This is a genomic window from Curtobacterium sp. YR515 (assembly GCF_900113095.1).
Classification (GTDB): Bacteria; Actinomycetota; Actinomycetes; order Actinomycetales; family Microbacteriaceae; genus Curtobacterium.
Genome location: NZ_FOOD01000002.1, coordinates 497,404 through 523,756 on the forward strand (window position 1 = coordinate 497,404; position 26,353 = coordinate 523,756).

A 26,353-nucleotide genomic window follows, 5' to 3' on the forward strand; every position below is an offset into this window, starting at 1 on the left:
GAGGACGCGCCGAGCGCGCGGAACGTGCGGAGCGGCGGACGGGAGGAGGGCCCCACCCGCCGGTACCGGCGTGACGCGCCAGCGGCACGCCGGCCGTGACGGGAGGGACGGTGCGGGCCCGCACCGTCCCTCCCGTCCGCCCCCGGGTCACGCTGGCCGCATCACGCGAACTGCGCGTAGAACCGCTCGGGCGCCTCGGCGAGCGACGCCTTGACCCCGGCGCTCCAGTCGTCCACGACGACCTCCGCCGCGCCCCGCTCCACACCGTCGAGGGAGAGCCGGGCGACCTCGGCCGGGTCGACCTTCGGCCCCTCGTACCCGGCCATCATGTCGGTGTCGGCGGCTCCGAGGTGCAGCCCCTGGACGGCGACGCCCCGGCCGGTCAGCTCGAGGCGGACGGCGTTCGTCATGTTCCACTCCGCGGCCTTGGCGGCGGCGTACCCGCCCGAGCCCGGGTACGCGAACCAGGACAGCGCCGACAGGACGTTCACGATCGCGCCCCCGCCGTTGCGTTCGATCACCGGCGCGAACGACCGGACCATCCCGAGGTTGCCCCAGAAGTGCGTGTCCATCTCCCGCCGCACGTCGGTCAGGTCGTCCGTGAGCAGCGAGCCCTGCGTGGTGATCCCGGCGTTGTTGACGAGCAGGGTCACGTCGGACGCCGCAGCCGCTGCCGCCGCGACGGACGCCTGGTCGGTGATGTCGAGCGGGAGCACCTCGACCCCCTCGATGTCGACCAGTTCGGGGCGCCGGGCCGTGGCGTAGACCTTGGCGGCGCCGCGCTCGAGCAGCTGCTGCACGAACCGTCGTCCGATGCCCCGGTTCGAGCCCGTGACGAGTGCGACCGATCCAGCGATGTCCATGGTGTTCCTCCTGCCGAGCGGGCACCTCCCGCAGCGGCTCGGCTACGCTAAGACCTCACATCGATGTCAGGTGCAAGGAGGAGATCGTGCGCATCGGAGACCTCGCTGCGGCGACCGGCGTGAGCGTGCGGTCGCTCCGGTACTACGAGGAGCAGGGCCTGCTGCTGGCCGGACGGACGGCGAGCGGCCAGCGCTCCTACGCCGTGCCCGCCGTCGAGCGGGTCCAGCTCATCCAGCAGCTCTTCGCCGCCGGGCTGCCGAGCCGCACGATCGTGCAGCTGCTGCCGTGCGTGGACGCAGGGGTGGCGACGCCGGAGTCGTTCGCGCTCCTCGTCGCCGAGCGGGACCGGATCACGGCGCAGCTCGCCGAGCTCGAGGCCGCTCGGGACCGGCTCGACGAGGTCATCGCGATCACCGATCACCCGACGCCGGAGCACTGCCCGGCGCTGCGGGACCAGCCGCTGGCGGCGTGATCAGCGGGCCGCGCCGTTCAGCGGCGGCGCGCGGCCTGCCAGGTCTCGCGGGGCAGCACCCCGAACTCGTCGCGGTAGCTGCCGGCGAACCGTCCGAGGTGCGCGAAGCCCGAGTCCCGCGCCACGTCCCCGACGCTCCGGTCGTCCCCGGACTCCAGGCCCTCACGGGCGAGCAGCAGTCGGATGCGCCGGAGGTAGGTCGTCGGCGTGATGCCGTGGTGGCGCCGGAACGCGTCCTGCAGCCCGCGGATGCTCAGGCCCGCGGCCGCCGCGACGTCCTCGACGGTGATCTGTTCGGTCGCGTGCTCGAGCAGGTAGGCCTCGGCCCGGGCGAACCGTGCCGCCGCTGCCGTGCGGGGCTGGTCCTGCCCGACCGGCCAGTGCGGGACCGCTGTGAGCAGGCCGCCCGCCGCGAAGCGGGTCAGTTCGCGCTCGTGCTCCTCGGTGACCTCCTCCGGACCGCGCAGCACGTCGGCCGCCACCGCGCGCACCATCAACCACCAGGCGGCGAGCGTCGGGCCCTCGGGGATGTGGTGCGGCTGGAACTCGATCGGCCCGGGCTGCCAGGCGCCGCGTTCGGCAGCGACCTGCTCCACCGTGGTCCGGTCGATGCGGATGAGGTCGAGCTGGAACCCGTCCCACCGGACCTGCTGCGGGTCGTGGCGGAACAGGACCGGACGGCCGGTGGGCACACCGTCGCCGTCGACCGCACCGCTGCCGGACTTCAGCCAGAACAGGACCATCGCGGACTCGGCCTCGACCGTTCCCTCGACGACACCGGTGCTCGCCATCGACACGAGCGACAGCAGCTCGGAGCCACGTCGCCGTTCCTCGAACGAGAACCCCGAGGGCGCACCCTCGACCGTGGCCCGTCGGACGTCGGGGATCCGCGTGACGAGCTCCGCCGCGTCCGCCGGTTCGGACGTCACGACCGACCACTGCGACCGCTGCACGAAGGCGCTCACCGTGCGACCTGCAGCACCGCGTCGGCGATGTTCCGTGCCACCTGCTCGGGCGGGGTGTCCGTCGTGTCGACGACCTCGGCCGCGGCGTGCAGCCAGGTGCGTGCCGCCTCGGCGTAGGGCTCGACGCGGCTGGACCGGAACGTGGACGGCCCCATCACGGCGTCGTTCTGGATCCGGTCCCGCAGGGTCTCCTCTTCCGCGTGCAGCACGAAGTGCCGGACCGGGATCCCGTGCGCCGCGAACCCGTCCGCGATCTCCCGCCAGTACCGCTCGACGAGGACCGTCTGCGGCATGACGAGCGTGCCGCCCGCGAAGGCCAGGACCTGCCGCGCGGTCTCGACGACGAGCGGTCGCCAGGGGTCCCAGTGCTGGAAGTCGCCGGACTCGGGCAGCGGGGGCCGGACGTCCATGAGGGTCTCGCCGACCTTCTCCGGATCGAGCACGCGAGCGTCCGGCAGGAGCGGCTGCACCAGCCTGCTGGTGGTCGTCTTGCCGACGCCGTGCGTCCCGTTGATCCAGACGATCATGACCGGACCGTAGCGCACATCGCTGCGGGACGGGAGGACGGGACGGACGGGAGGCGCGTGGCGGGCCCGCACCGCGCCTCCCGTCCGCCACCGGCTCACTCGAGGTGCGCGTACTCCGGCAGGTCGATCGCCTCGGCCGGTGGGGTGGCGAAGCGGGCGCCGAGGCGCCCGACGAGGGGCAGCGACGCCACGCGGACGGCGGTGCCGAAGGCCGCGATCCCGAGCCGGGACCTCGGGTTCGCGATCCGCGGCGTGCCCGGCGGCAGCTGCTGCGCCTTCGCGACGTACGGGCGCATGATGCGCTCGTAGGCGCGCAGGGCGTCACGGTGGTGGACGTGGGCGGCGAGCTCCCCAGCGAGGACGTAGGCACCGGTGAGCGAGAGGCTCGTGCCCATGCCGCTCACCGGCGAGGCGCAGTACGCGGCGTCCCCGACGAGCACCACCCGGCCGTCCGACCAGCGCGGGGCGTGGACCTGTCCGATCGCCTCGGAGTAGAGGTCCTCGGAGTGGTCGAACCCCGCGAGGACCCGCTCGGCCTCCCACCCGGCGTCGCCGAACACCGCGTGCAGGCGGCGGCGCACCGCATCGAGGTCGCCGCGCTCGGAGCCGGCTCGCTCCCGCTTGCGGTCCGTCACGACCGACATCGCCGCGCGGATGGTCCCGTGCTGGTCGGGACGGAGGGTGATCGACCGGCCACCCGGTGCGTTGTACCAGCGCCACCAGTCGTCGTCCGCCGCGGTCCGGGGGATCGTGCCGTACGTCGTCTCGAGCCCGAGCGAGCGGATCTCCGGCTCGTCGCCGAACACCAGGCGACGGGTGCTCGATCCGATGCCGTCCGCCGCGACCACCAGGTCGAACCGGTCGTCCGGGCCGTGCTCGAACCCCACGGTCACGCCGTCGTCGTCCTGGTCGATGCGGGTGATCCGGTCGCCGTAGCGGTACTCGGTGGTGTCGGACGTCCCGTCGACGAGGAGCCGCGCGAGGTCACCGCGCAGGACCTCGAGCTCGGCGGTGGCCCCGCCGGAGTCCGAGGTCCCCGCCGGGAACGCCGCGATCGTCCGGCCGCTCGGACCGATGAACCGGGTGCCGACCTCGCCCGTCGTGGCAGCGCGGATGTCGTCCTCGATGCCCATCCGGCGCGCGACCTCACGCCCGGCTCCGCGCACGTCGACGTTCTGCCCGCCGGTGCGGAGGGACGGCGCGCGCTCGACGACGACCGTCTCGAACGAGAAGCGGTGGAGCCAGTGGGCGAGCGCCGGGCCGGCGATGCTCGCGCCGGAGATGAGCACGCGTCCGCGGGTGTGATCGGTCATGGTCCCTCACGTCGTTGATTACCAATGAGATTGGCAATGTACACGACTACCATGGTGGACGTGCCGAACGACGACCAGCACCCAGCGACCGACCACCCCGACGACCGGCAGGACCGCCACGACCGGGCGACGGCGCGACGCGACGGGCGATCACTCCCCGACGACGACATCCGGTCCCGCGTGCAGCAGGTCAGTGTCCGGCAGCAGCGCTTCGAGCGGCACCTCGCCGCGGCACTGTCGGTCGACGCGGCGGGACTCGAGGCGATGGACCACCTCATCGCGACCGGGCCGGCCACCCCGACCGAGCTCGCCCGTCGGCTCGAGATCTCGACCGCCGCGATGACGCTCGTCCTGAACCGGCTCGAGGGCGCCGGGCACGTCCGACGGGAACGGCACCCGAGCGACGGACGCAAGCTCGTCGTCACGGCGGCGGAGCAGTCTTCGGACCGTGCGTACGACCTCGTGCTGCCGCTCATCGAGGGCATCGAGGGCATCGTCGACGACCTGGATCCCGCGGAGCGTGCGACGGTGCAGACCTTCCTCGACCGGCTGATCGGGGTCTACGACGACGCGATGGACTGAGCCGTCGCGGAGTCCGTCGTCCGGGCCGACCTCCTGTGCGTCCGGTCAGGATCGGCGACAATGGACCGTGCCCTTCCGTGCCTTCCTCGCCACCGCCGCGTCGGCCGTCGCCCTGGCGTTCGTCCTCGTCACGGCGGCCCCCGCGTCCGCCCACGACGTCCTCGCCTCGACCGCACCCGCCGCGGACACGACGGTCGGGGGTGACCTCGACCAGGTCGCCCTCACGTTCTCCGAGCCACCGCTGGCCGGGCTCGAGTCCGGGATCGTCGTCAGCGTGACCGGCCCGGACGGCGCCGAGGTCGGCGCGGGGAGTGTCGACGTCGACGGCAGCACGCTGCGCACGGCCGCCGACCTCACGGCTGCCGGCTCGTACACGGTGACCTGGCGGAGCGTCTCGGTGGACGGACACCCGATCTCGGGGAGCTACCGGTTCACGTCGACCGGAGCACCGGCCCCGGCCCCGGCCCCGACCCCGACCCCGACGGCGACGGGACCGACGCAGACCCCGAGCGCGGGCACCCCGACGCCGAGCGCCACAGCCGGTGCCGGTGCCGGTGCCGGTGCGACCAGCGCCACGGCCGGGTCGTCCGGGCCCGGGGCGACGCCGTGGGTCCTCGGCGGGATCGCGATCGTGGTCGCCGCCGCGCTCGTCGCCGTCCTGCTGGTCGCCCGTCGCCGGACCACCCCCGACGACGACTGACACCAGCCGCGCCGCCGCGTCAGCGCCCGGCGTACCGCCCACGGTGGTGCCGCCGGTCCCAGACCGCGACGGCGATCCGGCCGACGCCGAGCGCGATCCAGACCGCACCGATGATCCACCGCCACGCGTCGTCGCCGCCCTCGACCGCGGCGAACACGAGCCACACCACGCCCAGGGCGGTCCACGCCACGGCCATCCAGAGCGCTGGGCGCCCGACGATCGACCGCCACAGCTGCTCGTCCCCGGCGCCATCGCTCATGGCGACACCGTAGACCGTCCGGTCCGCCCGTGCCAGGGCGTCAGGCGCGGTCGTGCAGCGTCACCTGGTACCCGTCCGGGTCGGCGAAGGTGAACGTCCGACCGAACGGGCCGTCGATCGGCGCGGACACGATCCGGTGGCCGTCGGCGACCAAGGCGTCGTGGATCGCCTGGACGTCGGTCGCGTGCAGCCAGATCGCCGCGCCGATGCCCGGCTGCGCCACGGCGTCGAGGTCGGTGCCGGGCACGAGGTCGCGCAGGGCGAACGCGATCGGCGTGGTCTCGAAGACCACCGCGTGCGGCGGACCCGCCTGCGACCGGACGAGGCCGAGGTACTGCTCGTAGAACGCCTGGGACGCGTCGAGGTCGCGGGTCTGCAGCGAGATGAAGTCGGGGCCGGTGACGGGCATGGGGTCTCCTTCGTTGGTGTCAGTTATCTGACACAGAAGAACCTATGTCAGACTACTGACATGCGTCAAGACGGACACGGTATCGACCTGGACACGTCCCTCGGGTACCTGCTCAAGGAGGCCGCGAGCGCGCTCCGCACCGCGATGGAGTCGGTCCTCCGCCCGCTCGGCATGACCGTCACGCACTACTCGTGCCTCGAGCTGCTCGCGCAGCGCCCGGGGTCGTCGAACTCCGACCTCGCTCGCGGGGCGTTCGTGACACGACAGTCGATGAACGTCCTGCTGCAGGCGCTCGAACGGGACGGCTCGGTGTCGCGCGCGTCGGAGGCACCGGTGGGCAAGGCGCTGCCAGTCCAGCTCACCCCGCTCGGGCGGGAGCGTCTCGCCGAGGCCTCGGCAGCCGTCCGCGGGGTCGAGGTCCGGATGCTCAGCGGGATGTCGGCCGACGAGCAGGGCGCGGCGCTCCGAGCACTGCGGAGCATGGTGCGGTCGCTGCGCGACGACGCGTGAGTCGCGCTACGGCGCGACCGGTCGACGCCCCGTGGACGACTGGAAGCGCAGCAGGTAGCCGTCGGGATCGGTGACCAGGAACTGCCGCACCCCGGCTTCCTCGTCGCCCACGCGGTACCAGCGCGTCTCCGCCGGCATGAAGAGCTCGACACCGCCGGCACGGAGCGACGCCGCGACGACGTCCGCGTCCGGGACACCGATCTGCAGGTTGATCCCGCGGCCGAGTGGTCGATCGAGCGGCCCGGTGAGCCAGTTCCGACCGACCCCGGTCTGCTCGAGCATGACGTGCGCCGACCCGAGGGTCAGGTAGGCGAACCGTTCCTCGGGACGCGCGTAGGCCACGGTGAACCCGCACAGGCCGGACCAGAAGGCGATGCTCGCGTCCACGTCGGTGACGAGGAGCTCGGGGACGAGGGCGGGGTCCGGATCGGTCACCAGGCCATGCTGCCAGCCGGCGTACCGGACCCGCACCGCGCCTCCTGAAGGTGTGGACAAGATCCGTGCTCGCCGGACCAGCGCCTCCGCTGCGGCCTAGCGTGAGAGCGTCATGGCACCCGAACACCGACTCCCCGCCGAGCCCGACGCGGCTCCCACCGTCGCGCACCACGATGCGCACCACGCGGCCACCGCCGCGCCCCCCGAGCGATCCGAGCACTCCGACGCCGGATCCGGCGACCAGCCGGACCCGAACCGGTGGAAGGCCCTCGTCATCTGCCTGCTCGGCGGCGGCATCGTCCTGCTCGACGTGTCGATCGTCAACGTCGCGCTGCAGTCGATCTCGTCCGGACTCCCCGGGGCCACCCCGGAGGCCGTGCAGTGGATCCTGTCCGGCTACGCACTGTCGTTCGGACTCCTGCTCGTCCCCGGAGGTCGACTGGGCGACGCCTCCGGCCGCCGGCGCATGTTCGTCATCGGGGTCGGCCTGTTCACCCTGGCGAGCGCGCTCTGCGGCTTCGCCCCGAACGGGATCGTGCTGGTCGTCGCGCGGCTGGTGCAGGGCCTCGCCGGTGGTCTGCTCACACCGCAGGTGACGGCGCTCATCCAGCAGCTGTTCCGCGGGAAGGAGCGCGGCACCGCCTTCGGGCTGTTCGGCGCCACGGTCGGCATCGCCACGGCGATCGGCCCCCTCGTCGGTGGTCTGCTCATCACGGCCTTCGGCACCGAGAACGGCTGGCGGTTCGTCTTCTTCGTGAACCTGCCCGTGGGACTCGTCACGATCCTCCTGGCCTTCCGCTACCTGCCGGCGGCGAGCCGGGTGGAACGCGGCCGGAAGCACGACTTCGACCCGGTCGGGATCGTCCTGCTCGGCGCCGCGGTGGTCGCCCTGCTGCTGCCGTTCGTGCAGTCGCAGGAGTGGAAGGGCACGGCGAAGTGGTGGCTCGTGGTCGCCGCCGTCGTGCTCGGCGCGCTGTTCGTGCTGTGGGAGCGGCGGTACGCGCGGTCCAAGGAGCCCGTCATCGACCTCGGACTGTTCCGCCGCCGGTCGTTCTCGCTCGGTGTCGGACTCGCGACGCTGTACTTCGCCGGGTTCACGCCGCTGTTCTTCGTCCTGACGCTGGCCCTGCAGTCCGGCCTCGGCTACTCCGCGCTGCTCGCCGGCCTGTCGTCCGTGCCGTTCGCGATCGGGTCCGGGGTCGCGTCGACCATCGGCGGTCGCGTCGTCTCGCGGTTCGGCCGACAGCTCATCGTCGTCGGGACCGTGCTGGTCCTGATCGGCCTCGGTGGGGTGATCTGGGTCGTCGCGAACCACTACCGGTCCGACCTCGGGTGGTGGCTCGTCGTGCCGCTCCTCGTCGCCGGTGTCGGCTCCGGACTGACGATCTCGCCGAACCAGACGCTCACGCTGTCCGAGGTGCCGGTGGAGCAGGGCGGCTCGGCCGGTGGGCTCATCCAGGTCGGTGCGCGCGTCGGGTCCGCGATCGGGATCGCCGCCGTCGGCAGCGTGTTCTACTCGGCGCTCGCGAGCTCGAAGGGCGACTACGCGCAGGGGTTGCCGCTCGGACTGGGCGTGGCGCTCGGGTTCGTCGCGGCGGCGTTGCTCGCGGGGATCGTCGACGTCGTCGTCGGGCGGATCCGGGGGACCGAGGCGACGGTGTGATCCGGGTCCTGCTGTACATCGCCACGATCGTCGTCGCGACGGCGCTGTCCCTCGGCGGCGGGCTGCTCGTGGCGCTCGAGCTCGGGAGCGCGGCGCACGGCTGGCTCGTCGCCGCGGCCGTCTGCACGCCGCTCGTCGTCATGGGACCGGTCCTCGTCGGGGCCTTGGCCGGCTACTACGACCACCGCTCGTCCCCCGAGAGCCAGCGCTCTCTGTTCCGAGTCTCGGCGGTCGTCGCCGCCGTCGACGTCGTGGCCGCCGTGGTCTTCGTGCTGGCGGCTCTGTCGGCGCAGGCGCCCCTCTGGGTGCCGGTGCTGCTCGTCGTCGGGGCCGGGGTGCTCCTCGCCGTCGCCCGCCCGCTCGGTGCGCTGTTCCGCGGCACCGAGGCGCCCATCAGCGACCTGAGCGACGACGTCCCCGGCGTCGGGCTGGTCCGACGCGCGATCCGCTCGATCGCGACGACATTCGTCATCGCTGCGGTGGTCTGCACGATCGGGGTGACGCTCATTGCGGCCTTCTCGGACCGGGGCGGCGCGCTCCTCCAGGTCGTGCTGCTCGGCGGCCAGCTGACCTTCACCGCGACGGCGATGGCCGCGATCGTCGTGGCGCTCCCGCTGAACCGCGCGCTCCGCGACAGCGGTGGGCGGGACCTCGGCCGCCTGCAGCGGTACGCGAAGGTGGTGCTGCGGGGCAAGGAGCTCCCGCTCGACGAGGCCGACCGCGCCGGAGCGGTCCGGTACGCCCGGATCGTCCCCCTGGCCCTGCAGTTCCAGCTGGTGTTCACGGGCCTGCTGTACGTCGCCATCGCGTTCCAGTTCGTGTCGTCCGCGGTCCGAGGCGACCTGGGGCTGCTGCCCGTCGTCTTCCTGGTCGCGATGGTCGTCGTGCTCGCCTGGGCGATCCCGCTCTCGGTCCGGCGGATCGGTCGTGCGCGTCGGTACGCGGAGCAGCACCGACCGACCTGATCGGCGTGGGTGGGCACCCGTCGGGGATGCGCTATCGTCGGGCGCAGAGGGAAAAGGCCCGCGCCCCATCGGCTGCCGGGTACTCACACGCGGCTCACGGGGGTCGCCACTTCTTCATCGAAGGAGTGCACCCGTGTCCGAAGTCACCACCCGCCCGCCGTTCGACCCCGAACTCGTGCCGTTCCTCGACGCCCTCGCAGCGCGCGGCCCCGTCACCATCACGCCCGAGGTGTTGCCGCACATGCGGCAGCTCGACGTCACCGAGGCCGAACTCGACGCACGGCTGCACGCCCGCGGGTACGAGCGTCGACGCATCACCGTGCCCGGTCACGGCGGCGACCCGATCGACCTCGCGGTGATCCAGCGCATCGGTCGCACCGGCGCGACCACGGGGGTCTACACGATCCACGGGGGCGGCATGGTGTTCGGCCACCACCTCGGGAACCTCGACTCCTACGACGACTGGCTGCTGGTCCACGACGTCGTGCTCGTCAGCGTGGACTACCGGCTCGCGCCCGAGTACCCGGACCCGTTCCCGGTCGAGGACTGCTACGCCGGGCTCGTGTGGGTGTCCGAGCACGCCGAGGAGCTCGGCATCGACCCGGACCGCATCGTCATCGCCGGTCAGAGCGCCGGGGGTGGCCTCGCAGCGGGCACGGCCCTGCTCGCCCGCGATCGACGCGGGCCGTCGCTGCTGGCCCAGATCCTCGTGTCGCCGATGCTCGACGACCGCGACGAGACCGTCTCCACCGTGCAGATCGACGGTGTCGGCGTCGCCGACCGCCAGCTGACCAGGTTCGGCTGGGACGCCTACCTCGGCAGCCGACGCGCCACCGACGACGTGTCCGTGTACGCCGCTCCCGCGCGGGCGACGGACCTCGCCGGACTCCCGCGCACCTACGTCGACTGCGGCAGCGCCGAGGTCTTCCGCGACGAGACCGTGGCCTTCGCGAGCGGACTCTGGGCGGCGGGCGTCGACGCCGAGCTGCACGTGTGGCCGGGAGCCTTCCACGGCTTCACGAGCATGCTCCCCGACGCCACGATCTCGAGGACGGCGACCGCCGCGCTGGCGGGGTGGACGAGCCGGACGCTCGGTGTCGACAACGGTTGAATGGGTCCATGCGGGCACTGGTGCTGGGTGGGACCGGATGGCTCGGACGTGCGATCGTCCGGGACCTCCTCGAGGACGGCGTCGAGGTCACCTGCCTCGCACGCGGTGCGACGGGTGACGTCCCGCACGGCGCCCGACTCGTCCGCACCGATCGTCGTGCGGACGGTGCCTACGAACCCGTGCGTGGCGCGTGGGACGAGGTGGTCGAACTCTCGTCCGATCCGGACCTCGTCCGTCCCGCGCTCGACGCGCTCGCGGACTCCGCCGCGCACTGGACGCTCGTCTCGACCACCTCGGTCTACGCCCGGAACGACGAACCGGGCGCGGACGAGACCGCCGAGGTCGTCGAACCCGTCGACCTGACGCAGTACGCGGACGCCAAGGTCGCCGCCGAGCGGAGCAGCGCCGACCGACTCGGATCGCGGCTCCTGGTCGCCCGACCCGGCCTCATCGTCGGCCCGGGCGACCCGAGCGACCGGTTCGGGTACTGGCCCGCCCGACTCAACCGACCCGGGCCGGTGCTGGTCCCCACGTCGGAAGGGCGTTCCGTGCAGGTCATCGACGTCGCGGACCTGGCCGCGTGGGTCGGACGTGCTTGGCGGACGGGTCACACCGGGGTCGTGAACGCCGTCGGCGAGGTCGTGCCGATGCGGGACTTCTTCCGCCTGGCCGTCGAGGCCACGGGCTTCGACGGCGAGCTCGTCGAGGTCGAGGACGACGTCCTGCTCTCACACGACGTGCAGTACTGGGCGGGGCCGAGGTCGTTGCCGCTGTGGCTTCCGCACTCCGATGCGGCGCTGATGCACCGGTCTGCGCGGGCGTTCCGCGATGCCGGGGGTCGGAGTCGTCCGCTGGCAGAGACCCTCGCCGGGGTGCTCGACGACGAGCGGGATCGCGGGGTGGAGCGGCCGCGGTGGGCCGGGCTCGGGGTGGACGAGGAGGCGGCGGTGCTCGCAGCGGTGCGCTGACCTCGATCGCGGTGCTCAGTCCAGCTTGCGTCGGCGCAGTCGCTCGAACCAGCCCGCCGTCGCGATCGACTGCCCGACGTCGCCGTTGCCGGCCATCGTTCCGGCAGCCAGCCCGAGGAAGGTCGTCCCGCACGCGTCGCACAGCGTCCGCGTAGCCGTCCGGACCGGCTCACCCTGGATGAGTCGTCGGCACTGGTCACAGCGTTGTTGCACGGTCCCCCGATCGTCAGCGGTGCCGCTCCAGCGTGCCCGAGGAACACTGCTGCGGCTGTGGCGGAGACCCTATACGCAATGCTCCGGGAATTGCAGTCCACAGAACAGCGGACTGTTGACCGCATCTCGCCGGTGTTAGCGTCCGAACGGGATCCCGAAGGCATTTCGGGGAATCCCCGAGCGGAAGTGAATGAGGCAACATGAACATCACCAGCCAAATCTCCCGAGAAACGACGTCGACCTTTACCGGTCGAAAGCGATTCGGCGCTCTCCTGCTGGTCGCCGTGGCCGTCGTCACCGCCACCCTGTTCACCGGAGGTCCGGCACACGCCGAGAAGATCGGGTCACTCCTGACCATCGGGTGCGGGAACAAGACCGCCCAGTTGAACTGGACGAGCACGGGTGAAGTCCACATCTTCGGTTCACCAGACCGCAATTCGGCCGGAACGAACCTGATCCGCGTGGTCACGAAGAGCGGTTCGTACAGCTACAACTCCGGGTACCACACGTACACGTTCCAGATCGGCGCTTCGACGGGCCACGTCACGAGCGTCAAGCAGGTCTGCGTCGCGCAGTCGTAAGGGCCACGGTCAACAGGAGCGACCCCGCTGGCAGCGGGGCCGCTCCTGTTCCGTTTCGTGGTCGAATGCGCGCCGTCGCGGCTCCCAGGCACCGGTGACGGTTCCGTCGAACCCGTGTGAGCGCCACGTCAGCGTGGCGTGAGCGGCACGGACGAGGCTGTGGTCCGTGAACGTGGTCCTGGTCGTGCAGCTCGTCCTCGTCGGTCTCCTCGCCGGTGAGGAGTTCATCGTGCGGTGGGGCGTCCAACCCGCGATGGCCTCCCTGCCGGACGATGCCCACCTCCGCACGCGGATCGCGCTCGTCAAGTCGCTCAAGGTCGTCGTGCCGATGCTGATGGTGCCGGCAGTGCTCGCCACGGTCGCGGTCCTGGTCGTCGCCGGCGCGGGCGACGGGCTCGGGTGGCGAGTGGCAGCCGCGGCGGCGCTCGGGGTGTTCGTCCTCGCGTCGTTCCTCGGCACGGTCCCGATCAACATCGGGGTCAACGACTGGGATCCGCTCGACCCGCCGGCGGACTGGAAGCGGGTCGTGGTGCGGTGGGAGCAGATCGACGTCCTCCGGTCGAGCGCGGCGATCGTGGCGTTCGTGCTGTCCGCGATCGGGGTCGTGCAGGTGGGGGCGTGACGGAGGGCCGGTCGATCGACGACCGGACGGGCGAGGAGGTCAGTCTGCGTTCCGCTCTCGGAGCAGATGCCGGACGGCTGCGTCCAGGACGTGCGCCGGCATCGCGTGTCCGCCGTTGAACACCTCGGTAGTCAGGATGCCTGGGCGGAACGCTTCGAGGACCTGCCGCACGCCGTGGAGCGGGAAGAGGCGATCGTCACGTCCGGTGGCGACGAAGACGGGCTGATCGACGGCGGAGGCGACGAGCGGAACGTCGCCGGCCGCGGTGAGCCCCGGGACGAACCACGCGGGATTGTGGCGAATGCGTTCCGACTCGAACGAGGCCAGCGTCCCGATGCCGCAGCTCACGACGCCCCGCGTCAGGCGGGGGTCGACAGCGAGGGAGAACAGCGCGACCTGACCGCCGAGCGAGTGCCCGATGATCTCGAGGTCGGTGCCGACCGCACCCGTGTCCTGCATCCAGCTCGTCACCGTTGCGATGTCGCGCGTGTGCTTCGCCTGCAGGCTGCTGCCGTTCGACACCCGGAACAATGCGTCGAGCCGTTCGTCCGCGGCGGGGTCGTCGGTCCAGTCGCGTCGTCGCTCCTCGAACCCGACGAGGTCCGGCAGGATCACCCGCGCTCCGGCACTCGCGAGCGCTGCACCGTAGGCGAGTGCCGGGTCGCCCGTCAGCCCCGCCGGCTCGCTCTTGCCGACAGTGAACGCCCCCGCGTGTTGGTGAACGGCGATGACGTCCACGCCGGCGGGATCATCCGGCGTGAGGAGGAGGCACGGGATCGTGTCGCCGTCGAGGGTGTCGAGCTCGATGCGCTCGCTCCACACCGAGCCCTCGTGGCAGAGCGGCGAACGGCGGACCGCCGTCGGGTGGATCGACTCCGGCGCCGGGATCGCGAGCAGCTCGCGGATCTTCGATCGAGCCGGACCGCCGATCGCTTGCGCCATCTCTGGACGCTACCAGCGCTCAGAGGCCGATCGGACGTCGTGACGCCTGCCGGACCGAGGTGGTGGATGGTGAACTGAGATCATGCGTATTCGATCAGCCGCAGTCGTCGTGCTCGATGAGCAGGTGCTGGTGATCAAGAGACGCAAGGACGGTCGGAGCTACTGCGTGCTCCCCGGAGGCGGCGTCGAAGAGGGCGAGAACCTGCGCGAGGCCTGCTTCCGTGAACTCCGCGAAGAGACCGGGCTCGAAGGCGACGTGGGCGATCTGCTCGACGTTCCCGTGGACGGCGACGTGCCCGCCGCCTACTTTGCGGTGCGAGTGACCTCCACGGAGGTGTCGCTCGGAGGACCTGAGCTGCGCCGTGCGTCGGCAGGTAACGAGTACGACCCGAGCTGGATCGCCGCAATGTCACTCGACGAGGAACGGCTTGTTCCTGACGAAGCGCGACAGGCAGTACATCTCGTCTTGAGCGCGCAACAGCCGCCCCGATCCGTCTCGTGAGCCGATCGGCCGTCGAGACGGCCACTGACCGCTGCAGCGGGCGGATCTCATATGCTCCGAGCATGGGGATGAACAAGGACCAGCAGCTCACGGTCATCGTCGGAGCCCTTGTGGCAGTGTTCGCCGGCGTGGGCGTGATCGTCGCGTGGGCGACGGAATTCATCAGCCTCTAGTCGCTCGCTGAGCGATCGATCATCGAGACGGTGGCTCAGGGTAGCGTTCGCTCCCACGTTGACGTCGGCTGCTACGCGCGCCACCGTGAGCTGCGACTCCTAATGCCAGGTGGCGGTGTCGGGGTCGATGCCGCGGGCGCGTGCGCCGGCGTCGATGATGCGACGCAACCACGAGGCGAGGCCGGTTCGGACGCCGTCGTAGTGTGCGGCGTACGCGGGATCGGCTTCGTACATGCGGCCGAGGACGACCTGCATCTGCCGGGTAATAGGGAAGTAGGCGGAGAACACCTCGCGGTGCTGTTCAACGAGAGCGTCCGCGGTCGGGCTGCCGGGTTCGACACCAGCATCCATTGCGTCGGCAAGGGCCTGATCAAACGCCGCCGACGCATCGGCGACGGCCTGCCAGTCGTCCACGGTTCGTGACGCGGAGCGTTCGGCGTAGTGCCGCCACTCCGGCGTATCGCCGTAGAGTTGCCGTGCCTCAGCCGGCCACTGCGGATTCCATCCAGGCCCGAACGTCGCGGTCTGCTCCTCAGCGGTCATGAGCAGCCCGTGCTCGTGGGCGTCGGCCATCCGGGCCAGGTCATCGCCCAGCGCGCTGAGATGCTCGATCCGCGCCGCAAGCTGGGACTGCTGGGCGCGCAGCGCAATGACAACAGCCGCACTCGGATCGTCGAGAACGCTCCGAATGGCTTCCAGGTCGAGCCCCAGCTCGCGGTAGACGACGATGCGCCGCAGCCGCTCGAGGTCGCCTTCGGCATAGAGCCGGTACCCGGCAGCTGACCGTGACGACGGCCTCGCAAGGGCGATCTCGTCCCAGTGATGCAACGTCCGGACCGTCACGCGCAGGCGCGCCGCGGCCTGACCAACAGTCAGGTCCACGGCGTCGCTGTCATCAGGCATGCGCTCCATTCTTCTCGCCGTCGGCGCCAGGTGCGGTGATACCGATCGCTTCGAGGTTTTTGGCGGTCTGGCTGGCCGGCTCGAAGGGTTTCGCGGCAGTGAAGACCACTCGCACCCTCTCCGGCGTGATCACCTCGACATCGCGGGTGCCCCAGGGAGTGTCCCGCGGCTCGCTCACCACGCCCGCCTCGTGGGCTCGGCACGCGGCGACGAGGGCGTCGATCTGGTTCAGGACGCACGCGAAGCTGAAGCTCACCGCCGGCGGCTGATCCGGAGCGGACGCGGTTGGGACCAGCAGGACGTCCTGAAAGGCCCACCGGCGCAGGTGCACGAGCTTGCCCGGCACGCTGAACAGGTCGAAGAAGCCCAGGCCGCGGGTCCAGAAGTCGACGGAAGCGGCCAGGTCGGTTGTCGGGATCGTCACGAACGACGGCATCCCGTAGATCCCGTGGAATGGCTCAGGCACGACCACGTCAGGGCCGGGGGCGGGGACCGGGCTCATCTCAAAGGCGTTGTAGTAGCTGCTCATGGGTCCACGTTCTGCCCTCACGCGGCGTGAGGGTCAAATCGGGGAACTCTGAGACCAACCTGTTGGCCCGGTTCACCGAGTTGCCGGCCCGCATCCGGAGAACGATCCTTGACCGGGCGGCGTGGTGCGAGAGCATGAGGTATGACCTACTCGCCGGTGACGAACGACGATGTCCAGGAGCTCCGCGCGTTCCTCAGCGAAGCTGACCTCACCATCGCTGGGCTCGACTCGACCGCCGTGCGAGTGTGGGTCGAGCGCGACCACGATGGCGAAATCGTCGGCAGCACCGGATACGAGACAAGCACTGACGGTGCAGACGTCTTGATCCGGAGCGTCGCAGTCTCGAGCACACGGCGCGCCGCTGGTGCCGGCACCCGTCTCGCGAGATTCGCCCTCGAGGAAGCAGCTAGCCTGGGCGCGCGACGCGGGCGTGGCTCTTCTCACGCCGATCGGGGCCCTTCTGGCAGAAGCTCGGATTCGGCCCGGCTGACCGGGGCGAACTCGCTGCCGTGCTGTCCGGCACGCAGCAAGTACGCCTCTTTGCCGAAACCGGTCAGCTCGAGCGGGCAGTGGCGTGGATGCGCGACCTCACAGCTCTCCGCTCCGCACCTGGCGGCCCTGCCCGGTAGGCGATCGTCAACCGGACGCAACGGCTCGCCGTGCTGGCAGTCACGGCCGTCTATCCATTTAGCTGATCGAGGGAGGGTGAACCTCTTCGGGTGCTGCTCCGACGTACCTCGCGAGTGCGCCGAGGTTGTCTCCGTGCTGCCAGCGGTGGGCAGCGAGTCCAAGGTGCTTCGCCGCCACGACGTTCGCGTAGGTGTCATCAATGAAGATCACTTCGCTCGGTTCGACCTGTAGGTCGGCGAGCACGTACTTGAAGTACCGCGCGGAGGGCTTTCCCGCTCCTAGGTTGCACGAGTAGTAGCTGCGGTCGAACCGCTCATCGAAGGCGAGTGCGTTGCCCATGAAGCGGGCGCGGCCAGGGTCCTGGTTCGTTGTGAGAGCGACGCGTCGTCCTGTGGAGCGCCAGCTGTCCACGAGTTCGAGCACGTCCTCGTGCAGGTGGATGCTCTCCCACAGCTGCACATAGACCTCTCGGGGATCGGCGTCCGAGCCGACCGCTCGTAGGAAGTCGCCCAGCACGGGGAGCACTTCCTGTCGTCCGGTGATGACCGGACCGTCGCCGCGGAACGTGTCAGCTAGCCAGGCCTCGGCCGTGTCTCCTGCGATTTGCTCAAGCGCGGTAACGAAGGGCTGCTCGGGAGACTGTAGGACGCCGTCGGCGTCGAGCAGGATCCACTTGTATCCCGCACTCCGCGTTGTCGAGTTCATCGGCCGAGGCTATAGACCCCGCGCAGTACCGGCAGGGGATCGGCTTCCGAGACGGGTCGAACTCGACGTCATCACCAGCGACGTCGTCGAAGCAGCCCGCAGCTCGACCTCGGCACCGGCATCGGCATCGGCATCGGCACCACCTGACCCGACCCCGATCGCGGCGAAAACGACAACACCGAGCGAAGCTGCTCACAGTCTTGACGATTCGGTGGCCGCGGAAGTACGGGGGTGACGTCGAGAGACCCAGCACAGACGATCGTTTATGCAGGACGTACCCGAACCGTATGATTCGAGCATGGCTCGACCTGATCCCCTCCAGATGGCCGCTGGCTACTACACCGCTGCGCGCTGGGGGGAGCAAGAGTGGCGTCAGTTCGGGCGTGAGACCGGCACCTCAGACATCTTGTCCTCACACCCCCGCCTCTACCGATCGCTCTCCTTCGGGGACGATGACTACGCGGACGCGGCGTTCGAGAGCATTGGTCGAGTCCTCGATGAGGGCGTCGGCGGAGCTGACGGTGAGGCTCAGCGCATGGAGGTGCTGGCACCGTCGATGCCTGACCTACCGGAATGGGTCGCGGAGCACGCGCCGAATCGAGTGAAGGACCTATTTCGGGAGTACCTCGACGCGAGAGACCCGTCGGAGGTTCCGACGTGGTGGCTGCCGACGGAACAGGAGGCCACCAACGAGGTGTTCCCGTTCCCGGATGCCACCAACGAGGTGTTCCCGTCCTCACCCAGCGTGACGTCGTCCGAGCCTGACTCATGGGCTCTTCCTGCAGACGAAGTCGACTCGTGGGCAGTCTCGGACGTTCCGCGTGCCGAGACACCAGAGCCGGCGCCACCACCCGCCGGCACGCCCGCTGCTGCACCCGCTGTGCAGTCTGCGGACCGCCAGATCTTCGTGGTGCACGGCCATGACGAAGCGGCGCTGAACTCGATCAGGGTCTACGTCCACCGTGTGACGGGCACGATGCCACTTTCCCTCGCCGAGGAGGCGGGGGGTGCCATGACGATCATCGAGAAGTTTGAGAGCTACGGCGCGAAGACCGGCTACGTGATCGTTCTACTCACCCCCGACGATGTTGGCGAGACGGTCGCCGACTATGACGCCGGAGTCAAGCCGAGCCCTCGTGCTCGCCAGAATGTTGTGCTCGAGCTCGGCTACTTCCTGGGGACTCTCGGACGCAAGCAGATGGTCGTGGTCAACGCCGGCGTTGAGAAGCCGTCTGACATTGCCGGCGTCGGGTACGTCCAGTACCCGGGGTCGAATTGGAAGGATGACCTGCGCAAGGAGCTCGTCGAGGCCAAACTAGTCCGACCGTAGGGCGCCGTCACTCGTCCCCGCGCGCCTCGGCATCAGGGAAGCGACGGATCTTCCGGTCGCTCCCGCGGCCGCTGGGGGTGGTGGTCCACATGAGGATCTGCGGCAGGAGCATGCCCGCGCCCAGGGCGAGCGCGCCGGCGAGGTGTGGGCAGCTTCGCTCGGTGTCGTCGTATTCGCGGCGCTCCGCGTCGTGGTCGCTTCCCGCAAGCCGATCGCCTAGCGGACGCCCTTGGTAAGTCGGGTTCCGAGCTTGGCTCGAGCCCATCCGTAGGATGCGACCGTGAGTGTGACTGGCGAGAAGTACCAGGCGTGGGCGAAGGTCGAAGCGCAGGACGTCTCCGATCTGTACTTTGATTGGGCGACTGGTGTCGCAGCCGATGACGACGTCGTGCAGCTGATCGAAGAACTGCCCGCGACGAAGCGGCAACCGAACCTTGTTTTCGCCTCTGCTCGGATGGCCGGCGTGCCCCTCGTGCCCTATCACGAGGCAAGGAGTGAGTTCGTCGCCAGGTGGGACGCGGTCCGCCAGGTAGTACTCACGCATGCGACGCAGACGAACGAGGTCCGCCGATGTGCCGTGCTCCTACCCGAACTGGCGAAGATCAGCGGACCTATCGCCCTGCTCGAAGTAGGTGCATCCGCGGGGCTATGCCTCTACCCGGATAAGTACGCGTACCGCTTCATCACCGAGAGCGGAGTCGACGAACTGGCACCTTCAAGCGGCAGCACCGTCGTGCTCGAAACCGAGCTACGCGGACGTCCGGCCCCGACGCAGCTACCAGATGTCGTCTGGCGTGCCGGCATCGACCTCAACCCGCTCGACGTAGCGGACTCGGCGTCACTGGAATGGCTGGAGACGCTCGTCTGGCCCGAGCATGACGAGCGCCGCCGGAACCTCCGCGCCGCCGCATCCCTCGTGGCGGCAGAACAACCGCTGCTCGTCGCGGGTGACCTGTACGAGGAGTTCGAGAAGGTCGCCGCGCGGGCTCCAGCTGATGCGACCTTGGTCGTGTTCCACAGCGCCGTGCTCGTGTACCTCAGTCCGGGCGCACGCGATTTGTTCGTCGGCAAGGTGCGTGCGAGCGGTGCTGTGTGGATCAGTAACGAAGGCAAGTCAGTACTTCCCGAAGTCGCGAAGCAGCTCCCGGCGGACGCCGACAACGGCACCGTCCTGTCGGTCAACGGCACACCTGTTGCCATCGTCGGCCCACACGGCCAGTTCTTCCACGCTCTCCCCGCCTCCTGAGAGGACGTCAGCTCGGCGTGCCCGTTGATGGATCGGCTATCGGACGGGCACCATCAGTGCGGATGCCGTTGTGTCGCGGTCCATGGACGCAGTGGTCCGTTAGCTTTCGACTGTGAGTGACATACGCGAGTTGCGCGATTCGATCGACCAACTGACTGCGTCCTTGGGGAACTGGGACTGGCCGAGCTTCCTGTCCACGCTGTTGGCCACGCTTGCAGGTGCTGGCGTAGCGGCGGGAGTCACCTGGCTTGTCCTGCGGCGCGAGCGCTCAGACCGATATCGGGAACGGATGTACGGGGCGATGACGGCCTTGGCTCCCAAGATCAATCAGTGGGCAGACCTGGCCATCAGTCCACAGCGCGGTGGTGTGCCAGAGCGGCGGATGGCTGCCCTAATTGACGTCCTCTCGGAACGCGTATTGATCGAGGCGCTTGCGAACGAGGAGGATCGAAAGAGTCTGGAGCTGTGGCAGGAGTTTTTCACCTCGATCGACACCATCTCAGAGGAGAAGGATCCCCCGAACCTGCAGCGTCGCACGTCGACGTTCGCTCACAAGCTGTTGGAACACCTGCGGGACATCGTCGCCGGTTCAAAGAGTGGCCACGTTATTCGAGAGGAGATCCGTGCGAGTCTCCGTGAAGTCGAGGCGTTCGAGCGCGGAGCGACGGCTTCCTGAGGTGTGCGAGACGCTGTCCGCTCGCCTATCGGGTATCGAGACGCCGTCAGGCGCAGTTCATTGGGCCGGGTGCTCGCGCGACTCCGCGCCGTCGAGCGTCAGGGTGAACGGCAACGTTCCAGTCGTGCGCGACACTGTGCGTCCTCTCATTTGACGGGGTAGACAGACCGGGTCACCCTCAGAGAAGCGCAGCTGGAGGGGCTAGCTGCCTTCGAGGGGACACACAATGAAGCGCATCACCGCGCTGCTGAGCTCTGCTCTGATCGCGTCGGCGACCATCATCGCCATCGCACCAGGGACGGGGAACGCGGCTTCACTCACCCACGATCAGCGACTCGACCTCGTACCGGCCGCAACTGCCGCCGTCGGCCTGAAGGACGACCAGCTTGCGACCTGGTACCTCGATGATTCCGGCGTCACACACGTCGGGCTGACCTCCTACACGGCAGGCCAAGCCGTCGGCCTCCGGGCACGACTCGGAGCAAACACCGTCATCACGCAGGAAGACCTGGTGCACAGCGCCGTCGGCTTCGCCGACATCTCCGCGCCCGTGCCGGAGCGGAAGCTGCAGGCTACCGCCCGGCCGACGACGGGCCCAGGCTCTGGTTCCGGAACCCCCGGCAACACCATCACTCCAGGTCTGACACCCGGCTACTACGCCCCGTTCCTCGACGTGCCGCCATACGTCGGTGGGGACCGCATTGTGCGGCAGAGCGGAAGCAAGGTGATCTGGTGCACGGTGACCAGCCTCTGGAGCGGGAAAATGCTCACCGCGGGCCATTGCGGACCGAACGGCACCGCGTGGGAGCAGGGGTACTTCGACGGGACCGTCATGCAGACCACCGGCTCCATCGGGAAGGCAACAAGCGTCCACTACGAGGCGAACAACCCCGACGTGGCGCTCCTCAGCGGCGGTCAGGGGTTCACCACCGGGCTCTACATCTCCCGCGACAAGGGCGACGTCACCTACGTGAAGGTCGCCGGAGCAGCAATCTCCCAGGTCGGCACCGAAGTGTGCACGGATGGAACCACGACCGGCTACCAGTGCGGGGCGAAGGTGACCATCGTGAACGGGTGCGTCAACCAGTACGAGGACCTCATCGACAAGACCACCAAAATCTGCGGCCTGGACGCGGCGTACAACCCGAACGCTCTCATTTCACAGCCGGGCGACAGTGGCGGCCCCGTCATCACGAAGACCAGCAACGGCAAGGTCATCGTCGCCGGCAACATCTCCGGTAGCGGGGCGGACTACCACACCGTCTGGTACTCGAACATCTCGCGGATCAAGCAGATCCTCGGCTCAAGCATCTCGGTCAGCCCGTGAGAATCGTCGTGCTCGGCGTCGCAGTGGCGCTCACACTTGGCGTGGGGCTTACCGGCTGCGCCGCCCGCGACGGCGTAACCGCTGGGCCGACAACCTCGACGCCGAATACGACTTCCCCATCCACACTCACTGTGCTGACGGACACAGAAGGCATGGTGACCCTTCCGTGGACAGACACCTCACGCATTGAGAACGGCAACCCCGTTGTCAGCATCACGAACAAGACATGCGTAACTCCGAAGGGCGTCACCGTTCGTGAAACCGACTCAACCGTGGACATCACCGCTTGGGGCACAGAGCACAAAGCCCCATGCAGTGCAATCGGCTACGCACTACTCGGCGCCGTACCGCTGACCAGACCACTTGGCGATCGGAAGCTGACCGGCTCCGACAGCTGACCAAGTCGACGACACCATGAGCAACGGCCCACGGGAACAATCCCGCGGGCCGTTGCTCATGTGTCCGACAGCGGACACCTGGGGCCGGGGGCCGGCGAACGGGAGTTCGGACTGGCGGCGTGGTTGCGGACTGAGGTGCGAGGCGCGTCGGCCGTGCTCAGTACGCTCGAAGGGACGGGAAGGGGCAGCGTTCGCGTCGTGTGCCCGGTGTTCGACGTCCGCTATGTCAGCATCAGGAGAGGCGTGAGCCAGTCGCCTAGTGGACGTGTCGGCGCCCATCAGACATCGCCACTCCCAGTCTCGACAGTGGATCGGCTGGTGAGACAGCGCCCGCCGGTCACCGGAACGTGCTAACTCAATCGTTCGTCAGCCAAGACGAAGGACCTGATCGCCTTGTTGATCAGGACCCAAATTTTCTGGCGCTCTTTCGTGTTCGGTTCGCTGCGGCTGTTGAACCAGTCGAGGAGGAATTGGTAGTCGCGCTCTCCGTCGCCGCGGTTGAAGTCGTTGTCGGGGAAGGCGCCGTGCTCCCACAAGTCAGCCAGCAGCGCACGAGAGAAGTAGTCGGTCGTGAGTGTCACGGGCTTCCGATCGATGAACGCGGCGCGCAAGTCGAACAGCCTCCGAAGGGCGGACACGCTCTCCGTCAGTTCCGCGACCTCGAAGTACTCAACGCACACGCTTCCGATGGGGAACAACTGCTGACCTGTCGTGGCGTTCCGGATCGTATAGAGGTAGCGCAGACCGGTATTGCCGCATACGCACACGCCCGTCGCCGTTGGGTCTTCCTCCAGGGCCACCACTTCCCACTCCTCGACCGCTCCTGCCCAGGTGGTGGCTCTCGACTCAGCGATCACCGCGCCGCGCAGGGTCTGAAAGTTGTGACTGGTCATCTTGCCCTCCTTCGAGGAAGGTACTGCTGATGACACGAGGTAGGTGTTCACGACGCCGAACGTCTATCGCTCACTCCCGGGGGTCGCTACGGTCCTCGTATGTCCACACGTGATGACCTCCTGACCAAAGCGCTGATCGCCCACCGGCAACGCTCCGACGTCCGTGCACGTCAGAAGGCTGCAGCGGAGCGTGAGCAAGCCACTCGTGCTGCCCGATTTGTGACCCACCACCAGGACCAGTGGAGTCGCTTCCTCGGCGACAAGCTGTTCGGGGACGCCGAAGCACCCGACGCAAGGCGCAACGACTGGTTCGTCTTCGGCGAGACTCAGGCGGCATACGAGTTGACTGATGAGGAGCCCCCGCGCTATGAACAGCGCCATACCGGCCAGAAACCTGATCACTTCCGCGTGTGCACCTGGATCGACGAGGACGCGCTACTCAGCATGACGGTCGACCCAAGCGGCCAGCCCACCGGCATTTTCGTGAACATTGACGGCTATAAGCCGAAGCGCGTTACCGACTTGGCTGACTTGGGCGAGGAGGTCGAGCGCCAGCGCGCCGATCACCAACCGTCGCCATCCGCGACCGCGAGCTGAGGCGCCCGTCGTCCGATCGTTCGCTGAAGCGTCCTAGCTCTAGTCCAGCACCCAAGGTTGCGACTGAGCGTCCTCGCGGATCCGCTCCCGAAGCACAGCACGATCTACCCCAATCTGGAGAGCACACCAAGCTCGCACGATGAGGACGCATTCCCGTTCAGCATTCAGCACATCGAGAAGGTCGGGCATGTCTCGGTTGGCGTGTTTGATCCCGTTGTAGGTGCTCACCATCCGCGCAGCCCAGTCCGCGCCGTCGAATGGGAGGACGTCACCGACATCGGCGAGTATCCGGGCAAAGCGACTCGCCAGGATCACCCTGCCAGCCTTTTTCCTGCTCATCCCGTCGCGGCGGGATAGCTCATACCCCAAGGCCTCAACGCCGGGTCCCACTTGCGCAAGCAACGCGACAGGGGTGACGTTGCGCATATCGATGCTGCTCACGATCGGATCGATGACACGCTGCAGCCGAGCCCAGATTGCAAACCAGCGACGAAGGCCGTCCGGTCCGAGATCCTCGTAGGTAATGAGGTGGTGTCGGCGCTTGGGCCGGACGGCGGTCTTCTCCTGACCGGAGGTCACCGGCCGCCAGAACATTCGCTCGTCGCCGTCGCGGTATATGTACGCGTCCGCTGGATGCTGCACAGAGTGCATCGCACCGACCTCCGCATGCCAACCCGACACGACGAGGAGGTCGCGGAGTGCGGTATGTGCGCGAAGGTGACGCTCCCATGGGACCGCTGTTCGTGCGCGGGTCTCAACCAGAAGCTCGGTGCGGAGCTCGATGAGGTCGCTTTCCTCGCGTTCAGCCATCCGGGCCTGCGGCCGCAGCACAATATCGACGGCACCCCACCGTCCGAGTTCGACATCCTCCGACAGCTCACGGCGGTACTCCAACGCCGTCTCGGACGACTCGTACGCAGTCCAGGCGCTCGCGCCGATCCAGTTACGGAGGTGGGACACGGTCGTTCGAAGCGCGAACGCGGCGCTGTAGTCGCACTGCTCTCGGCCACCGAAGACAGCGTGCTGCACGCGGACACGTCCGCTGCCCGGACCTCCACTTCTGGCGCTGTAACCGCCCTTACGGCAGCCGAGAAGTGTGACGAGCCCCCTCCGGTCACGGAACTGGAGCAGCCGCGGCACATCGGGCGACGTCGGGGTCTCCTCGAGGTTCGAATGCTCGATCAGGTCGAATATGTCTGATTCCGCGCGGAACCAACGTGGAACCGGCCCATCATCAGGTGACGACCACGTCATCTCCAACACAATGCCATCGTCCGTGCGTTCCAGGACGACGTCGCCACCGCCAACCCTCGCTAGGTCACCAACCAGACGACCAATGCGACGCTCCCCCACGGTCAAGGTGTTCGAATCCAACGAACTCGTCATCCTCCGAATGTACGGGCATCCCAGCACACCGTGGACTGGGATCTCGACGTGGTTGGGGCAGCGGGACGAGCCCCATCTCGGCAGCTGATGGCCTCGCGCAGCTACCCCATTACCCGATCATCCAAAGCAACCGGTGCGACTCATCAGTCGGCAGTTGGCACCGTCCCCGGCGTCCGGTAGCCGATCGGCTATTGAGGCGGTGTGGTGCGGTTTGATGATCCGGGTCGATCTGTTGCCGGACGCGGCTGCCCGCAGCCATCTGGTGCAATGGTGGCGAGAACAACTTGGTGAGGTCGAGTTCGGTCGCTGCTCTGGTCGTCGTCGCTGCCGTCGGGGCGTTGCCGTCGGGGCGCTGCCGGGATGCTCAGCACAGGACCTCAGTGGATGGTCGAGTCCCGGGTGTCGACGTCCGCGGGCCGTGTCGGGGTGGTGAGTTACCACACGGTGCAGCCGGGTGCTGGTGCGGTGGACTTCGAGAACACAAGTGAGCACGACGCTCATCCGAGCTCTCCGGTGCCAGGCTGCGCGCCGTCTACTCCCCGTGCGTCGTAGCGAAACTCGCCTCCCCCGCCCTAGCGCGCGACGCTGATTGCGGCACTGCCACAGGCGGGACTTGATCCGCGGGGTGGCAATCATCCACGCGACTTCCCCATGCGCTGGCGCGGTCACTGCCACGCTCGGTGAACGACCTCGTCAACGGTCTTCGACCACGACTTCTTCCGCACCGCGCCGAGCGGCGCTGCTTGCACCTATCTCGACTGCTCGGGGAGCCATCCCGCAGCATTTAGCGCTACTGCCCACTGGCCCTTGTCGCGGGTGTTTGAGACCTTAATGACAGCCCCGTTGGCCCCTGACCAGGCGGCCGGCAGCACGGCGGTTGCTCCGCATGTGATCGTCCCCGTGCTGATGACAGAACCGTTGTGAAGCACGGAAACTGTCATCCTGTCCGTGTCAGCG

At 68.8% G+C, this 26,353-nt stretch carries 30 protein-coding genes and 1 pseudogene; 17 read left to right on the forward strand and 14 right to left on the reverse strand.

Translation table 11 applies throughout. The annotated features are described in order from the left end of the window. Positions 1-161: 161 nt before the first annotated feature. Complete coding sequence (locus tag BM028_RS07150; RefSeq protein WP_092385518.1) at positions 162-863, reverse strand: SDR family oxidoreductase; 702 nt, start codon at positions 861-863, stop codon at positions 162-164. Between the two features lie 86 nt (positions 864-949). On the opposite strand from BM028_RS07150, the gene BM028_RS07155 reads away from it, so the two are divergent. Further along, positions 950-1,336, forward strand: coding sequence for a MerR family transcriptional regulator (locus tag BM028_RS07155; protein WP_092385520.1), 387 nt, complete (start codon positions 950-952; stop codon positions 1,334-1,336). A gap of 17 nt (positions 1,337-1,353) precedes the next feature. Here BM028_RS07155 and BM028_RS07160 read toward each other — a convergent pair whose 3' ends face one another. The 3 genes from BM028_RS07160 to BM028_RS07170 form a co-directional block, all read right to left on the reverse strand. Next, a complete protein-coding gene (locus tag BM028_RS07160) occupies positions 1,354-2,301 on the reverse strand; it encodes an AraC family transcriptional regulator (protein WP_070417521.1) in 948 nt (315 codons plus the stop codon). After that, the gene (locus tag BM028_RS07165; protein WP_092385822.1) at positions 2,298-2,828 is read right to left on the reverse strand and encodes a P-loop nucleotide/nucleoside kinase family protein; all 531 of its coding nucleotides are present in this window, start codon (positions 2,826-2,828) and stop codon (positions 2,298-2,300) included. Before BM028_RS07165 ends, BM028_RS07160 begins: the two co-directional genes overlap by 4 nt. 95 nt (positions 2,829-2,923) lie before the next feature. Then, entirely contained in the window at positions 2,924-4,141 is a 1,218-nt protein-coding gene (locus tag BM028_RS07170; RefSeq protein WP_092385522.1) for an FAD-dependent monooxygenase, read from the reverse strand. 60 nt (positions 4,142-4,201) lie between these two features. Here BM028_RS07170 and BM028_RS07175 point away from each other — a divergent pair, with 60 nt between their 5' ends. Next, positions 4,202-4,723, forward strand: coding sequence for a MarR family winged helix-turn-helix transcriptional regulator (locus BM028_RS07175; protein WP_254789446.1), 522 nt, complete (start codon positions 4,202-4,204; stop codon positions 4,721-4,723). A gap of 67 nt (positions 4,724-4,790) precedes the next feature. After that, positions 4,791-5,423: a copper resistance CopC family protein gene (locus BM028_RS07180; protein WP_092385526.1), complete on the forward strand. Its 633-nt coding sequence runs from the start codon at positions 4,791-4,793 to the stop codon at positions 5,421-5,423. A 19-nt stretch (positions 5,424-5,442) separates the two neighbouring features. Here BM028_RS07180 and BM028_RS07185 read toward each other — a convergent pair whose 3' ends face one another. Beyond that, complete coding sequence (locus BM028_RS07185; RefSeq protein ID WP_092385528.1) at positions 5,443-5,682, reverse strand: hypothetical protein; 240 nt, start codon at positions 5,680-5,682, stop codon at positions 5,443-5,445. A 40-nt stretch (positions 5,683-5,722) separates the two neighbouring features. After that, entirely contained in the window at positions 5,723-6,091 is a 369-nt protein-coding gene (locus BM028_RS07190) for a VOC family protein (protein WP_070417517.1), read from the reverse strand. Between the two features lie 60 nt (positions 6,092-6,151). Here BM028_RS07190 and BM028_RS07195 point away from each other — a divergent pair, with 60 nt between their 5' ends. Then, positions 6,152-6,601 (forward strand): MarR family winged helix-turn-helix transcriptional regulator, encoded by a 450-nt coding sequence (locus BM028_RS07195; RefSeq protein ID WP_070417516.1) that lies wholly within the window; start codon positions 6,152-6,154, stop codon positions 6,599-6,601. A 6-nt stretch (positions 6,602-6,607) separates the two neighbouring features. On the opposite strand, the gene BM028_RS07200 is transcribed toward BM028_RS07195, so the two are convergent. Further along, on the reverse strand, positions 6,608-7,036 hold the full coding sequence (locus BM028_RS07200; protein WP_092385824.1) for a bleomycin resistance protein: 429 nt from the start codon (positions 7,034-7,036) through the stop codon (positions 6,608-6,610). Positions 7,037-7,148: 112 nt separating this feature from the next. Between BM028_RS07200 and BM028_RS07205 the strand changes: the two genes are divergently transcribed. From BM028_RS07205 to BM028_RS07220, 4 genes are all read left to right on the forward strand, one after another. After that, the gene (locus BM028_RS07205; RefSeq protein ID WP_139201801.1) at positions 7,149-8,699 is read left to right on the forward strand and encodes an MFS transporter; all 1,551 of its coding nucleotides are present in this window, start codon (positions 7,149-7,151) and stop codon (positions 8,697-8,699) included. After that, a complete protein-coding gene (locus tag BM028_RS07210) occupies positions 8,696-9,664 on the forward strand; it encodes a hypothetical protein (RefSeq protein ID WP_092385530.1) in 969 nt (322 codons plus the stop codon). Before BM028_RS07205 ends, BM028_RS07210 begins: the two co-directional genes overlap by 4 nt. Before the next feature lie 133 nt (positions 9,665-9,797). Further along, on the forward strand, positions 9,798-10,775 hold the full coding sequence (locus BM028_RS07215; protein WP_092385532.1) for an alpha/beta hydrolase: 978 nt from the start codon (positions 9,798-9,800) through the stop codon (positions 10,773-10,775). 8 nt (positions 10,776-10,783) lie between these two features. Continuing rightward, positions 10,784-11,743, forward strand: coding sequence for an NAD-dependent epimerase/dehydratase family protein (locus BM028_RS07220; RefSeq protein ID WP_092385534.1), 960 nt, complete (start codon positions 10,784-10,786; stop codon positions 11,741-11,743). Positions 11,744-11,758: 15 nt separating this feature from the next. Here the strand turns inward: BM028_RS07220 and BM028_RS07225 are convergent, their stop codons facing one another. After that, complete coding sequence (locus BM028_RS07225) at positions 11,759-11,956, reverse strand: hypothetical protein (protein WP_092385536.1); 198 nt, start codon at positions 11,954-11,956, stop codon at positions 11,759-11,761. Between the two features lie 284 nt (positions 11,957-12,240). On the opposite strand from BM028_RS07225, the gene BM028_RS07230 reads away from it, so the two are divergent. Both BM028_RS07230 and BM028_RS07235 read left to right on the forward strand, forming a co-directional pair. Beyond that, positions 12,241-12,537, forward strand: coding sequence for a hypothetical protein (locus tag BM028_RS07230; protein WP_092385538.1), 297 nt, complete (start codon positions 12,241-12,243; stop codon positions 12,535-12,537). A 166-nt stretch (positions 12,538-12,703) separates the two neighbouring features. Further along, positions 12,704-13,159, forward strand: coding sequence for an anthrone oxygenase family protein (locus BM028_RS07235; RefSeq protein ID WP_217647235.1), 456 nt, complete (start codon positions 12,704-12,706; stop codon positions 13,157-13,159). 39 nt (positions 13,160-13,198) lie between these two features. Here BM028_RS07235 and BM028_RS07240 read toward each other — a convergent pair whose 3' ends face one another. Continuing rightward, positions 13,199-14,101, reverse strand: coding sequence for an alpha/beta hydrolase family protein (locus BM028_RS07240; RefSeq protein ID WP_092385540.1), 903 nt, complete (start codon positions 14,099-14,101; stop codon positions 13,199-13,201). 82 nt (positions 14,102-14,183) lie between these two features. Between BM028_RS07240 and BM028_RS07245 the strand changes: the two genes are divergently transcribed. Beyond that, positions 14,184-14,603, forward strand: coding sequence for an NUDIX domain-containing protein (locus tag BM028_RS07245; RefSeq protein ID WP_092385542.1), 420 nt, complete (start codon positions 14,184-14,186; stop codon positions 14,601-14,603). 272 nt (positions 14,604-14,875) lie between these two features. Here BM028_RS07245 and BM028_RS07250 read toward each other — a convergent pair whose 3' ends face one another. Together BM028_RS07250 and BM028_RS07255 are read right to left on the reverse strand one after the other, a co-directional pair. Next, positions 14,876-15,679: a MerR family transcriptional regulator gene (locus tag BM028_RS07250; RefSeq protein WP_175496015.1), complete on the reverse strand. Its 804-nt coding sequence runs from the start codon at positions 15,677-15,679 to the stop codon at positions 14,876-14,878. Further along, positions 15,672-16,208, reverse strand: a complete 537-nt coding sequence (locus tag BM028_RS07255; RefSeq protein ID WP_092385546.1) for a VOC family protein — start codon at positions 16,206-16,208, stop codon at positions 15,672-15,674. The genes BM028_RS07250 and BM028_RS07255 overlap by 8 nt, the downstream gene beginning before the upstream one ends. A gap of 141 nt (positions 16,209-16,349) precedes the next feature. On the opposite strand from BM028_RS07255, the pseudogene BM028_RS18755 reads away from it, so the two are divergent. Further along, positions 16,350-16,574 (forward strand): annotated as a pseudogene (locus tag BM028_RS18755) (GNAT family N-acetyltransferase); the annotation flags it as partial. A 321-nt stretch (positions 16,575-16,895) separates the two neighbouring features. On the opposite strand, the gene BM028_RS07265 reads toward BM028_RS18755, so the two are convergent. Further along, a complete protein-coding gene (locus BM028_RS07265; protein ID WP_092385548.1) occupies positions 16,896-17,543 on the reverse strand; it encodes an HAD family hydrolase in 648 nt (215 codons plus the stop codon). Between the two features lie 298 nt (positions 17,544-17,841). Between BM028_RS07265 and BM028_RS07270 the strand changes: the two genes are divergently transcribed. The 4 genes from BM028_RS07270 (at position 17,842) to BM028_RS07290 (ending at position 22,122) form a co-directional block, all read left to right on the forward strand. Continuing rightward, complete coding sequence (locus BM028_RS07270) at positions 17,842-18,873, forward strand: TIR domain-containing protein (protein WP_175496016.1); 1,032 nt, start codon at positions 17,842-17,844, stop codon at positions 18,871-18,873. Positions 18,874-19,153: 280 nt separating this feature from the next. Then, positions 19,154-20,119, forward strand: a complete 966-nt coding sequence (locus BM028_RS07280) for a DUF2332 domain-containing protein (RefSeq protein WP_092385554.1) — start codon at positions 19,154-19,156, stop codon at positions 20,117-20,119. Positions 20,120-20,231: 112 nt separating this feature from the next. After that, a complete protein-coding gene (locus BM028_RS07285; protein ID WP_092385556.1) occupies positions 20,232-20,795 on the forward strand; it encodes a hypothetical protein in 564 nt (187 codons plus the stop codon). Between the two features lie 226 nt (positions 20,796-21,021). Beyond that, on the forward strand, positions 21,022-22,122 hold the full coding sequence (locus BM028_RS07290) for a chymotrypsin family serine protease (protein WP_092385558.1): 1,101 nt from the start codon (positions 21,022-21,024) through the stop codon (positions 22,120-22,122). 748 nt (positions 22,123-22,870) lie between these two features. Here the strand turns inward: BM028_RS07290 and BM028_RS07295 are convergent. Then, positions 22,871-23,464: a hypothetical protein gene (locus BM028_RS07295; protein WP_139219771.1), complete on the reverse strand. Its 594-nt coding sequence runs from the start codon at positions 23,462-23,464 to the stop codon at positions 22,871-22,873. Between the two features lie 48 nt (positions 23,465-23,512). Here BM028_RS07295 and BM028_RS07300 point away from each other — a divergent pair, with 48 nt between their 5' ends. After that, entirely contained in the window at positions 23,513-24,010 is a 498-nt protein-coding gene (locus BM028_RS07300; RefSeq protein WP_139219772.1) for a hypothetical protein, read from the forward strand. A gap of 39 nt (positions 24,011-24,049) precedes the next feature. Here the strand turns inward: BM028_RS07300 and BM028_RS07305 are convergent, their stop codons facing one another. Continuing rightward, a complete protein-coding gene (locus tag BM028_RS07305) occupies positions 24,050-25,396 on the reverse strand; it encodes an ApeA N-terminal domain 1-containing protein (RefSeq protein WP_139219773.1) in 1,347 nt (448 codons plus the stop codon). Positions 25,397-26,353 lie beyond the last annotated feature (957 nt).

What these genes read in the sequence shown, in the direction of transcription:
- BM028_RS07150 (WP_092385518.1), bottom strand. Translation starts at nt 863, where the DNA reads ATGGACATCGCTGGATCGGTCGCACTCGTCACGGGCTCGAACCGGGGC.
- BM028_RS07165 (WP_092385822.1), bottom strand. Translation starts at nt 2,828, where the DNA reads ATGATCGTCTGGATCAACGGGACGCACGGCGTCGGCAAGACGACCACC.
- BM028_RS07170 (WP_092385522.1), bottom strand. Translation starts at nt 4,141, where the DNA reads ATGACCGATCACACCCGCGGACGCGTGCTCATCTCCGGCGCGAGCATC.
- BM028_RS07185 (WP_092385528.1), bottom strand. Translation starts at nt 5,682, where the DNA reads ATGAGCGATGGCGCCGGGGACGAGCAGCTGTGGCGGTCGATCGTCGGG.
- BM028_RS07190 (WP_070417517.1), bottom strand. Translation starts at nt 6,091, where the DNA reads ATGCCCGTCACCGGCCCCGACTTCATCTCGCTGCAGACCCGCGACCTC.
- BM028_RS07195 (WP_070417516.1), top strand. Translation starts at nt 6,152, where the DNA reads ATGCGTCAAGACGGACACGGTATCGACCTGGACACGTCCCTCGGGTAC.
- BM028_RS07205 (WP_139201801.1), top strand. Translation starts at nt 7,149, where the DNA reads ATGGCACCCGAACACCGACTCCCCGCCGAGCCCGACGCGGCTCCCACC.
- BM028_RS07220 (WP_092385534.1), top strand. Translation starts at nt 10,784, where the DNA reads ATGCGGGCACTGGTGCTGGGTGGGACCGGATGGCTCGGACGTGCGATC.
- BM028_RS07240 (WP_092385540.1), bottom strand. Translation starts at nt 14,101, where the DNA reads ATGGCGCAAGCGATCGGCGGTCCGGCTCGATCGAAGATCCGCGAGCTG.
- BM028_RS07245 (WP_092385542.1), top strand. Translation starts at nt 14,184, where the DNA reads ATGCGTATTCGATCAGCCGCAGTCGTCGTGCTCGATGAGCAGGTGCTG.
- BM028_RS07250 (WP_175496015.1), bottom strand. Translation starts at nt 15,679, where the DNA reads ATGCCTGATGACAGCGACGCCGTGGACCTGACTGTTGGTCAGGCCGCG.
- BM028_RS07255 (WP_092385546.1), bottom strand. Translation starts at nt 16,208, where the DNA reads ATGAGCAGCTACTACAACGCCTTTGAGATGAGCCCGGTCCCCGCCCCC.
- BM028_RS07265 (WP_092385548.1), bottom strand. Translation starts at nt 17,543, where the DNA reads ATGAACTCGACAACGCGGAGTGCGGGATACAAGTGGATCCTGCTCGAC.
- BM028_RS07270 (WP_175496016.1), top strand. Translation starts at nt 17,842, where the DNA reads ATGGCTCGACCTGATCCCCTCCAGATGGCCGCTGGCTACTACACCGCT.
- BM028_RS07290 (WP_092385558.1), top strand. Translation starts at nt 21,022, where the DNA reads ATGAAGCGCATCACCGCGCTGCTGAGCTCTGCTCTGATCGCGTCGGCG.
- BM028_RS07300 (WP_139219772.1), top strand. Translation starts at nt 23,513, where the DNA reads ATGTCCACACGTGATGACCTCCTGACCAAAGCGCTGATCGCCCACCGG.
- BM028_RS07305 (WP_139219773.1), bottom strand. Translation starts at nt 25,396, where the DNA reads ATGACGAGTTCGTTGGATTCGAACACCTTGACCGTGGGGGAGCGTCGC.